The 11,066-nt window shown below is 58.3% G+C and carries 9 protein-coding genes; 3 read left to right on the forward strand and 6 right to left on the reverse strand.

Going from position 1 to position 11,066, the window contains the following annotated elements:
* Positions 1-558 precede the first annotated feature (558 nt).
* Positions 559-921 carry a hypothetical protein gene (locus M5B99_RS28980; RefSeq protein ID WP_248807356.1) on the forward strand — a complete coding sequence of 121 codons (363 nt, stop codon included), beginning with the start codon at positions 559-561 and terminating at the stop codon, positions 919-921.
* A gap of 40 nt (positions 922-961) precedes the next feature.
* Here the strand turns inward: M5B99_RS28980 and M5B99_RS28985 are convergent, their stop codons facing one another.
* The gene (locus M5B99_RS28985; RefSeq protein ID WP_248807357.1) at positions 962-1,300 is read right to left on the reverse strand and encodes an SDR family oxidoreductase; all 339 of its coding nucleotides are present in this window, start codon (positions 1,298-1,300) and stop codon (positions 962-964) included.
* A 139-nt stretch (positions 1,301-1,439) separates the two neighbouring features.
* Between M5B99_RS28985 and M5B99_RS28990 the strand changes: the two genes are divergently transcribed.
* Complete coding sequence (locus M5B99_RS28990; RefSeq protein WP_248807358.1) at positions 1,440-2,903, forward strand: ATP-binding protein; 1,464 nt, start codon at positions 1,440-1,442, stop codon at positions 2,901-2,903.
* 94 nt (positions 2,904-2,997) lie between these two features.
* On the opposite strand, the gene M5B99_RS28995 is transcribed toward M5B99_RS28990, so the two are convergent.
* The 3 genes from M5B99_RS28995 to M5B99_RS29005 form a co-directional block, all read right to left on the reverse strand.
* Complete coding sequence (locus tag M5B99_RS28995; protein ID WP_248807359.1) at positions 2,998-4,593, reverse strand: bifunctional aspartate transaminase/aspartate 4-decarboxylase; 1,596 nt, start codon at positions 4,591-4,593, stop codon at positions 2,998-3,000.
* Positions 4,594-4,652: 59 nt separating this feature from the next.
* Positions 4,653-6,341 (reverse strand): aspartate-alanine antiporter, encoded by a 1,689-nt coding sequence (aspT, locus tag M5B99_RS29000; protein WP_248807360.1) that lies wholly within the window; start codon positions 6,339-6,341, stop codon positions 4,653-4,655.
* An 87-nt stretch (positions 6,342-6,428) separates the two neighbouring features.
* The gene (locus M5B99_RS29005) at positions 6,429-7,847 is read right to left on the reverse strand and encodes a glutamate decarboxylase (RefSeq protein ID WP_248807361.1); all 1,419 of its coding nucleotides are present in this window, start codon (positions 7,845-7,847) and stop codon (positions 6,429-6,431) included.
* A gap of 240 nt (positions 7,848-8,087) precedes the next feature.
* On the opposite strand from M5B99_RS29005, the gene M5B99_RS29010 reads away from it, so the two are divergent.
* A complete protein-coding gene (locus tag M5B99_RS29010; RefSeq protein WP_248807362.1) occupies positions 8,088-9,143 on the forward strand; it encodes an AraC family transcriptional regulator in 1,056 nt (351 codons plus the stop codon).
* A gap of 19 nt (positions 9,144-9,162) precedes the next feature.
* Here M5B99_RS29010 and M5B99_RS29015 read toward each other — a convergent pair whose 3' ends face one another.
* Both M5B99_RS29015 and M5B99_RS29020 read right to left on the reverse strand, forming a co-directional pair.
* On the reverse strand, positions 9,163-9,357 hold the full coding sequence (locus M5B99_RS29015) for a hypothetical protein (protein WP_248807363.1): 195 nt from the start codon (positions 9,355-9,357) through the stop codon (positions 9,163-9,165).
* Positions 9,358-9,773: 416 nt separating this feature from the next.
* On the reverse strand, positions 9,774-10,694 hold the full coding sequence (locus M5B99_RS29020; protein WP_248807364.1) for a LysR substrate-binding domain-containing protein: 921 nt from the start codon (positions 10,692-10,694) through the stop codon (positions 9,774-9,776).
* Positions 10,695-11,066 lie beyond the last annotated feature (372 nt).

The raw sequence follows: 11,066 nt of genomic DNA on the forward strand, positions 1-11,066 counted from the left end.
ACCACGAGCACCGGCACAGCCGAATCCGCTTTGTGACCCCGGCCGAACGGCACCGTGGTCAGGGTCATCAGATCCTGGCTCGGCGTGATCCTCGTGGGTCTCACCCGATAGATGGCTCGCTGCTCGGACCTGTATGTTGATTCCATGACCATCCCGCCCCCCACTCCAGAACACACGGACTCAATCAATCGAACGACTACCTATGTATTTACGCACTCGGAGGGACGTCTCCCAAGGCGGCATGACGAGAAATGGCCTTCCAAAAAAACTAATATTTCCTACGTGTTTTGGTCATGGGAGAATGTTGTGTGCGCTAGCTGCTGGGTCTACATTTCTGTAGTCGCTGCAAATTCAGCGATGCGGGTTTCGCAGCCCGGCGGTTTCTGTTGGCGCACAGCGCCGCGTAAGCGGCTTTTTCATGTCTGCGTTATGGCGGCTGTGCGCAGGAGGCTTATGCCTGCCGGTGTTCCAACAGACCGGTCTGCGAACCTGCGTACAGTTCGCCACCCTTGTATCGCAGCAAGAGTGGAGATCTCCTTAACCTGTTGGAGATTCACCATGGCTAAGAAAATCACCCCCGATCCACCTCCCGCGTCCAACGTTCCTGTGAAATCAACCCGGCCGGATGCGGCCCGCCTGCTCGATACCCTCGGTCTCACCCTCTCTAAAACCATCGATTACGATGACCCGTTCAGACCTACGATTTTTGCCATCCAGCCAGGCGTCCACGCTCAGGACGCGCTGACCTACGTTTCGAAATTGCTCGCAGTCGCCGAACTGAATGGCGACGAAATCAGCCTGCATACAAATCCGGTGGAACGGTCTCTGTTCTGGGGCATGCTTCACTCGGTAGAGATGGCGAAAGCTGTGGTGGATGCGCTGCTTGAGGGGTCGACCTCAGACCATCACGCCTCCCCGTAGACAACCCCGCTCGTTTGATCGAACTAGCCGATTGGACCGTTCAAACCAACCTGGCGCCACCATCGATATTCAAGGTGGCGCCGTTCATAAACCCGTTGGTCATCAGGAAAACAACCGCAGCGCCCGCCTCTGCTGCGGTGCCCAGACGATGCAACGGCAGCGACTGTTCCAACACCGCCACGAACGCATCACGCCCGTCGCCCAGTGCTTTAGTCGTTTGTGGGGTTGCTCGAGGAGCTTTTCTCGACCCCCACCGTCTGGGACGAGATAGTTCGAAACGCTTGAATGTTTGCTTCTGGCCGATAGCCAGCTTGCGCGAGCGCCCGCTTTTTTTCGGTTTCAGCCCGCTAACCAACGGGCTGAAAGCCTTATGTAACAAGGCGTCTCTAAGCCTTTCAAGTTAAGGTAAAAGTTTTTATATTATAATTCCGCTGAGCGCTCGGCTGCGTCATCTCCAGGCTTTCTGGCCGATCCGAATCTAACCTAAAACTTTTTACCTTACTCAAGATTGTGATCCGATGGCCCAGTCAAAACCCTGGTCGTTCTACGGACGACACCTCGAACTACAACAGATGCAGCAGGTGCTTGAGCGCAAGCGCTGGTTCTTTTTGCAAATATCCGGACGGCGGCGAATCGGCAAAACCGCGCTGATCCAACAAGCGCTGCAAGCGGCGGGAATTAGCAAGACGCTGTATATCCAGATTCCTGACTCCGATCCAACGGGAGTGGTGGCCGCTTGTAATGGCTACCTCAACACCTTCGGGATACCTGAGCGAGTGAACAGCCTGGGTGATCTGGCCGAACTGATCGGGCGCCTTGCCGAAGATGGGTACGTGATAGCACTGGACGAGTTCCAGTACTTCAATCGCAAGCGCCTGTTCGACTTCTGCTCCCTGTTGCAGGCGGTTGTCGACCAACTCTCCGCCAAGTCTGAGAGCGTTCCTGGTGGACTGATTGTGCTGGGGTCGCTGCACGCCGAAATGACCGCGTTGCTCGAGGACCGTGCAGCCCCCCTGTTCAATCGAACAACGGACTCACTGGAACTCGGACATCTGGATGTCAGCTCGATCCTTGAGGTCCTCCGGGCCCATGCGGACACCCAGCCTGAGCGACTATTATTCCTCTGGAGCTTGTTTGAAGGGGTGCCCAAGTTCTATCGCGACGCCTATGAGCAAGGTGTGCTGGCCGCCGATCGTCAAGAGGTGTTACGCAAGCTGTTTTTCTCCAGTTCGTCCCCCTTGCGCAACGAAGCCGACAGCTGGTTTTTGCGTGAACTTCGCGGTCGTTACGACATGCTGCTGCAATACCTGGCGCAGCACCCGGGTTGCACGAACGCCGATATAGAAGCCGCCATGGCTGAGATTTCAGGACCAGGCGAGGTCAAGCAGGTGGGTGGTTATCTGAAAATCCTGTCGGAGCGCTATCAGATGATCGAGCGCCGCTTGCCGATCTTCGCAGCCCCGCGCGCGCGTTCTGGCCGCTATTACATCCACGACAATTTTCTTCAAGCTTGGTTGTCAGCATTGCAGCAACCGGTATCGGCTGTCGCTTTCCGCCCGATTGAGAAACTGCTGCAACAGGCCGACGAACGCCTGATGCAGGTAGAGGGCTCCGCCCTGGAAGATCTGGTCGGGCAACTGTATGAAGAGCGCAGCCGCAGAGGGCTGGGTGATTTTCCTCTTACCGAGCGAATCCAGGGTTATTGGGATCGTAGTGACGTCGAAATTGATCTGGTTGCCATTTGCGGTGATGAACGGCGCATTCGCTTCGGCACCTGCAAACGCAATGAGAGCAAGCTGCTGGCATCCATCACTCCATTGAAAGCAGCTACGGCAAGGTTCATGAACGCCCAACCACGCTTTGCATCCTGGGATGTGGAATATGTAGCGCTTGCTCCTCGGATAAACACCGACGTTTCTCGGCAGCTTGAAGCGCAAGGCGTTCTCGTTCAGGACCTGACGGTGCTAACCAGGGGTTTGTAGACGTGGATGATCAACCACGTACTGGGTTCGCCCCCTTGGTACCGCACCATACAACCTCAAACTCCGCGCCGATTGAGCCCCCTTCAGATGCCTCTCACTTTTCCAACGACGCCCTGTAATGCTCGTAAGCACCATCCGCCAGCTTGCGCAAAGCCTTGCCGATATTGGCGTAGTCATATTCATTGAGATTGGCCAGGGACAATCGCCCGCCTGGCTTCTTGGTGCCAAACCCCGTGGCCGGAAGCATGACGATGCCCGTTTCATCGGCGATGCGGAACAACAGCGTATTGGGGTCGACATTGTCATGAACCCAATGCGCAAACGCCTCACCGTACAGCTCTTCGGTAATCTGCTCGAAGTCCAGCAGCGTGTAGTACTCCACTTCGAACGCGTCCACCGGGATAGCCACCCCAAGCTCACGATAAAGGGCGTGGTGACGCTGGCGAATCAGTTTTTTTAGAACCTGCTTGTAGCTGTCGGTACTGTCGATCAGGGCAAACAACGAGAACAACACCATCTGCACTTGCTGAGGCGTCGACAGACCGGCGGTGTGGTTCAGCGCCACTGAGCGACTATCCGCCACCAGTCGATCGATAAACTTCAATTTCGAGGTATCGGGTACCAGCGTCTGGTAACGCAGGTTGAGCGCGGCGTGCTTATCCTCGTCATAGGCCGCGATTTGCTGGTCGAGGATATTGTCCTTGTGCAGCGCAATCACCCCCAGGCGCCAACCGGTGCAACCGAAGTACTTGGAGAACGAGTACACCAGGGCGGTGTTGCGCGGGCAGGTCGCAAAGAGCGAGGTGAAGTTGTCGGCAAAGGTGCCGTACACGTCATCGGTGATGATGAACAGATCCGGACGCCGCTTTTCCACCAACTCGGCGATATAAGCCAGGCTGCGGTCATCGATACGCACCGACGGCGGGTTGCTCGGGTTGACCACGAAGAACACCTTGATCGCCGGGTCCAGCAGCTTGTCCAGTTCCGCTTGCGGATACTGCCAGCCCAACTCCGGTGAGGCGTCGATATGCACGACCTCCAGGCCGTAATCTTCCAGCACCGGGATCTCGAAGTAAGGCGTGAACGTCGGCATGCCGATCGCCACCTTATCCCCCGCGCGGATGATCTTGTTTTCCTTGAGGCTGCTGAAAATGTAGGTCATGGCCGCCGTGCCACCTTCGACGGCAAAGATGTCGAAGTCGTCCCGCGAGACGCTGCCGCCGATCATTTCCTTGACCAGGTATTCGCGCACCACTTGCTCGCTGATGCCCAGCATGCGCGGCGGTACCGGGTAGTTGCAGCCCAGGATGCCTTCGACCATTTCGTGGAGGAACGCCGGCCCGTTCAGGCCCAACTGGTCGCGGACATAACTGGCGATCTTCATCAGCAGATCGACCCCGGGCTGGTTGGCGTTGTCAGCCAGAAAGCGGTCCATGCGCGCTTCGATGCCCTCGACTTTCGGCAAGCCGCCGATGCCATTGCCCAGAAATGAAAACGACAGCTCGGCCTCGTGGTTGGCAAACAACCCCAATTGGCAAAACGCCTGGCGCGGCAACGTGGCGAGAAAGTTCGGGTTGCCGCGCCCGGCATTGAGCATCAGGCGATTCTCGCGACTGCTCGCCACCTTGATCAGTTCGTCCTTGAGCTCAAAGGGGCTCAATGCTGCGTATTGGCTGTAATCATGGGTCATGAACGGGGCCTTGTCTGACGTGCAACCCAATGGCCGCACGGGAATACGGAAGGGCAGTCTCAGGAAAGCATGACGATCAGCACCATTCCCCAGATGGTCAGCAACGTGTTGCCGACGGCATAGGTCACGGTGTAACCCAGGGCTGGGACGTTGCTTTTAGCGGTTTCGCAGATCATCCCCAGCGCGGCGGTGGTGGTTCGCGAACCGGCGCAACAACCCAGCACCAGAGCGGGATGGAAACGAAAGACGTAGCGCGCAATGAACATTCCCAGGATCAGCGGCAGTGATGTGGCGAAGATGCCCCAGAGGAAGAGGCTCACGCCCAGGGTCTGCAGGCCATGGACGAAGCCCGGGGCGGCATTGATGCCGACCACGGCAATGAAGACGTTCAAGCCCACCGAGTTCATGAACCAGACCGTGGGTTCGGGGATTCTGCCGAAGGTCGGATGAATCGAACGCAACCAGCCGAAGACCAGGCCGGCGATCAGTGCGCCACCGGCAGTGGAGAGCGTGATCGGCACGCCATGGACGGTGAACACCACAGCGCCTATCAGCGCGCCGATGAAGATTGCGAGGCCGATAAAGGCAACATCCGCCATGTTGCTCTTGCTGTCCGGTTGACCCAACGCCTTGGCGGCAGCGGAGGTATCCGAGGTCAGCCCGGCCAGGGTGATGATGTCGCCACGATGAATGACCGTCTTGGGCAATATCGGCAGCTCGGCGGCGATTGCACCGCGCTTGATCCGGCGAATAAACACACCATGGGCCGCCGGCAACTGGGAGAGTTGCTCCAGCGTCTGGCCATCGTATTTTTTGTTGGTGACAAAAATATCGACCCCATCGGCCGGCACCACCAGCAACTCCGGATCGTCCACCTCGGCTTCGGAATGGCCGAGCAACTCCAGGATGTCTGCGTTGCGGCCACCCACCGCCAGGACGTCACCGGCCATCAGGAGGGTTTCAGAGGTCAGGGTCTCGATCTTGCCCTGGCGCCGAAGCCGTTCGATAAATACCCGTTTGCCATGGGCATGAGACTCGGCCTGGTGGAGGGTGAGGCCGACGAATGCACTGTGCTCCGGCACCTTGTAGGCGCGCAGCACATAACGGTGCCAGGCGGTGCCTTCGCTGGCGACGTCCTGATGCCCCCCCATGCTCAGTTCGTAGTCCTGGCAAGCCTTGACCAGGTCGATACGCAGCAGTTTCGGCCCGAGCAATGCCAGGATCAGCGCCGAACCGACGGTGCCGAAAATGTAGGTGACCGCGTAGGCCACGGGCATGGAGTCGAGTTGCTGGCGCGTCTGTTCGGCGTCGAGGCCCAGCCGATTGATGGCGTCGGTGGCCAGCCCCATGGACGCGGAGATCGTCTGCGAACCGGCGAACAGCCCGGCCGTCGAACCGAGGCCGTAACCGGCGATCCAGGTCGCCAGCATGGGCGCCGCGAGGCACAAGACGCACATGACCACGGCAAACAAAGCCTGCGGCAAGCCATCCTTGGCGATGCTGCGGACGAACTGCGGACCCACGCCATAACCGACGGCGAACAGGAACATCAGGAAGAAGGTGCTCTTGACGTTAGGCGAGATGACAATCCCCGCCTGGCCGATGATCAACGAGGCAATCAAGGTGGAGGTCACCGCCCCGAGGCTGAATCCCCTGAATGACTTGCCGCCAAACCAGAATCCCAAACCCAGGGACAGGAAAATCGCCATCTCCGGGTAGGCACGCAGGGTGCTTTGGAGCCAGTTCACATTGCTTTCCTTACACTATTTACAATAAAGGGCACGGCCACCGGAGCGCGATAGAGCGCGCGCGCCGGTGGTCGGAGTCAGGCAGGGTTAAAGGTTGGGTTTGGGGCCGGCGACCGAGAGCGCGCCATGGCTGAACGTAGGCCCGGCCTCGGAATGCAGGACCGGGTTTTTCTGCAGGAAGGCGATGGCCTTGTGCAGGTCATCCAGCAGCATGGCAATCAAATCCCGGCTGACGCCGTGGCGTACCAATACTCGCTGCACCACGATGTCCTGGCGATCGGACGGGAGGGGATACGAGGCGATCTGCCAACCGCGCATGCGCACGCGTTCGGAGAGGTCGTAGAGCGTGAAACCGTGCTCGATACCGTCCTTGAGCTTGTAGCACACCGCTGGCAGACCGCCGTTGCCGTCGTATACCAGTTCCAGCGGCTCGATCCTGGCGATCTCCGACGCCAGCCATTGGGCGGTGTCCGAACAGGCTTGCTGGACACGGGTATAACCTTCCCGGCCCAAACGCAGGAAGTTGTAATACTGGGCGATGATCTCGCCGCCGGGACGGCTGAAGTTCAAGGCGAACGTGGCCATGTTGCCGCCCAGGTAATCCACGTAGAAGATCAGCTCTTCCGGCAAGTCGGCCTTGGCCCGCCAGATGATCCAGCCGACCCCCAAGGGTGCCAGGCCATACTTGTGGCCCGAGGCGTTGATCGACTTGACGCGCTCGATGCTGAAATCCCAGCTGAGTTCTTGCTGGATGAAGGGTGCGATAAAGCCGCCGCTTGCCGCGTCGACGTGGATGGGAATATCCAGCCCCAGTTCACTTTGGAGGCTGTCGAGTTCGTGGGCCAACGCCGCCACGGGCTCATAGATACCGGTAAAGGTGACCCCTAGCGTCGCCACCACGCCAATGGTGTTTTCATCACAGAACTCGCGCAAATCTTCGGGCCGCAGGCCTAGCGCGCCGTCGCGCAGGGGCACTTCGCGAATTTCCACGTCGAAGTAACGCGCGAACTTCTTCCAGCAGATCTGCACCGGTCCGCACACGAAGTTCGGCTTATCGGTCGGCAGGCCCGCGGCTTCACGACGCTTCTTCCAACTCCACTTCAGGGCCAGGCCGCCCAACATGGCGGCCTCACTGGAGCCCGTGGTCGAGCAGCCCACGGTTTGCCACGACTTCGGCGCGTGCCAAAGATCGGCAATGATATGCACACAGCGATTTTCAATTTCGGCCGTTTGCGGGTATTCGTCCTTGTCGATCATGTTCTTGTCGAGGGCATCGGCCATCAACTGTTGGACTTCCGGCTCGACCCAGGTGGTGCAAAAGGTCGCCAGGTTCTGCCGGGAGTTGCCATCGAGCAGCAACTCATCGCGAACCAGGTTATAGGCCGTCGAGGGTGCGGTGGAGTGTTCGGGGAGGCGGTATTTGGGCAAGCGGCGCTCTGAGGCACCGCTTGAGTAGACGTCTTCAATAGAGGAATCGCGCGTTTCTACGGTCTGATGCAAAGCCATGAAATAACTCCATAATCGACAACGGAGCCAGGCAAACAGTAGAGCGTGCATGGGCTCAGGCCGGGGTCTCAATCTGGCCCACGGCATGGCGGCCGGCAATTGCGGACGGCGCCATCGCCTTGGCATCCGGCGCCATCCGCTTCGTTTGACAGGAACCGTGTTTCGAGGTGAACGCCAGCGGAGCTCGATGGTCTACCGCGAGGCAATGCTGTGTTTCACAGCGACCCTCAAGGAACGTTCATGCCTGCGGTCATCCCCTCATTCGCCCGCTTCATGATCGATGCCTTGAGATCGACCGGGCAGGACATCGACAGTTTTTGCCAGACCGTGGACATTGACGTGCAGGCCTTGAGCTTTGACCAATCATGGATTTCGCGGGTCAAGCTCTACCGCCTCTACACGCTGGCCGCCGAACTCTCCGACGACCCCGACATTGGCCTGCGCGCAACGTCACAGACCGGCCCCGGCATCTTCGATGTGGTCGGCTATGTGATGATGTCCAGCGCCACGTTACATGCCGCGCTGCAACGGCTGATCCACTTCGTGACCCTGCTCGACACCTCCATTGCCATGTCCTTGCATAAGGAAGGCGGGCAGCATCGGTTCTCCTGCCACTTTCTGGACACCAACGAGGTCCCGCGTCAGTACGGCGATGCTGGCATTGCCACGATGCTCGGCCTGTGTCGAATGCTGGTGGGCCCGGCGCTTCAGTTGCGCGGAGTCGGCGTTATACATTCGGTTCCGGCGGATGTTTCGGTGTATGAACAAACATTCCATTGCCCGGTAAAGTTCGGTGCGAGCTGTTATTCGATCGTGCTGGCCAACGACGATTTAGAAAAACCGCTTTCTTCGGCGAACAAGGAATTGGCAACCTTGCATGAGCGGGTTGCCGAGATGCACCTGTCGGCCCGCCGTTATTTCTCGGTACCGGGGGAAGTGCGCAAGATGATTCTGGTGTCGTTGAGCGAGGGCGTCCCGCACATCGAAGACATGGCCAGGAAGCTGTGCATGAGCAAGCGTACCCTGCAACGTCTGCTGCAGAAGGCCGGCCAGCCGTATAAGGAGTTGGCCAATGAAACGCGCCGGGGCCAGGCAGAATTCCACCTGGGCAACCTGTGCTACACCTTGCAGGAAGCGGCGTATCGCGTGGGGTTTCGGGAACTGAGTAGCTTTTATCGTGCCTGCCACCAGTGGTTTGGCATGACACCGGGGCAGTATCGGATGCTGTTGACGTCGAGAATTCAGGATGCGAGGGAGGCTTTGTTGGGGAACGCGATGCCTAGGCGCTTTTCTTGACTGTTGAACCTTGTCGCAATCAACTGCGCGGGCATCGCTCTCGCGTCTCGGGTCCTATGCCGAGCAAGGGCGCGCTCTCCACTTCCAGCATCAGTAACACCATTTCCGTCAACTCGGCGTCGGACTTGCGTCCCGAATAGAGGTCATGGAGTGCTTTGGCGAATGGAATGCGCAGGTCCTGGTTATCTTCGCGGGCGGTATCGCCGTATCGCATCAGTTCGCTGATAGCGCTTGGTTAATTCCGACTTTCTAAGTATCGACCATATCAATATGATGGCTCAGGCTTCTTTGGTCGTTGGCTTCGCTACCTGGTCCTGTGAAATCAACCCGGACGGATGCGGCCCGCTTTCTGGGGCATGCTTCACTCGGTAGAGATGGCGAAAGCTGTGGTGGATGCGCTGCTTGAGGGGTCGACCTCAGACCATCACGCATCCCCGTAGACAACCGCTCGTTTGATCGAACTAGCGCAGGTGGCAGTTGGGTTTCTGATCTGCCGGTTGCAAAGCCCAACGTGCGCATGCAGTGCAATCGCCATTGGCAGCCGCCGCTTTCGGTGGCTGCGGTTTTTTGTAATGGCCCATGACGCTGAACAGGTAAAAACAGGGTTTGAAGGGAGATAGTGGCTAGGCGTTAGAGACCCCGCTGCGACTCACGAAGTTGCTCGACCTCTGCCACATAGCGCTCCACCTCCGCAAACAGCCATGCGGAAAACTGATGCTGTTTGGCTTCCAAGTGCTCCTGGACCGGCAATACCAACCAATAGGGGTAGGCATAAGGGCACGCGTATTCAGTCAGTTGGACCAGTTCACCTCGCACGATGGCATCGTGCACCAGGCTCCGGCGGACCAACGCGATACCCTGCCCCAGACGCACAGCCTCCAATACCAGGTTGGAGTCATTGCTGCACAAGCCCGCACGGGGCACGTTGATATCCGGCAGGCCGGCTACCTCACACCACGGTTGCCAGGAGTCCATCGTGAAAATGATCGTACTAGCGACGATCTCCGCGGGAGTCTTCGGCAGCTGCCCGCCATTGAAGTCGGGAGCGGCGACCACCACCATTTCATCGTGGAACATCAGACGTTTTTCCACCCCCTCCCAGTCGCCACGTCCCATACGCACACCGATATCAAGCGACTCCTGAAGCAGATTCGATACCGTCAGGCTGGCGTGTAAGCGCACGGTGATATGTGGATAGTGCTGCTGAAACCTCCCGATCCTGGGTAACAGCCAGGAGCGCCCAAATGAAGGCATCACCGCGACCACCAATTCAGAAGCCTTGGGCCGCGCCTGGACCAGATGAGTGGCCTCGGCGATGGCACCCAACGACTGACGGATTTGCAGTGAGTACAGGCGACCCTGCTCATTCACCCGCAAGCCACGCCCCTCGCGAATGAACAGGTTGATACCGACCAACTCCTCCAACACCTTGATCTGTTGGCTGATCGCCGAGTGCGTCACATGAAGTTCCGTGGCCGCGAGTGTCACGCTGCCTAACCGGGCGACGGCCTCAAAGCTACGGAGACAACTCAGAGGAGGAATAGTCGACATGTAAGCCCACCTAACAGTAATCGTAAAAAATGACTGATATTTTATGGCCTGCCAGCCATTTAGTGTAAGCCAAAGTATATCTACCTCTTCAACGGCTCCCGTGCCTTGATGGGCTCAAGCTTTGTCTGCGGCAAGATCCTGCCCACCGATGGCGGCCCCCCTTCTTGCTGAACACTCATTTTTCTTGGTTGCAAGGCCTTGGAAGGACGTTGATTGCCTTCTCCATAGGGGTGGAGAACAAGTAGCCCGGGTTATGCAACGTCAGTTCAGGAGGACTCAAAGATGGATCTGGAAGCCGTTGGCACGCAGGAGCCGAACATGAATATCGCCAACTGGCTGGACGAAGCCGGCCTTCGCTACCCGAAGCGTCCG

This window comes from Pseudomonas sp. MWU13-2100 (assembly GCF_023242365.1).
Taxonomy (GTDB): domain Bacteria; phylum Pseudomonadota; class Gammaproteobacteria; order Pseudomonadales; family Pseudomonadaceae; genus Aquipseudomonas.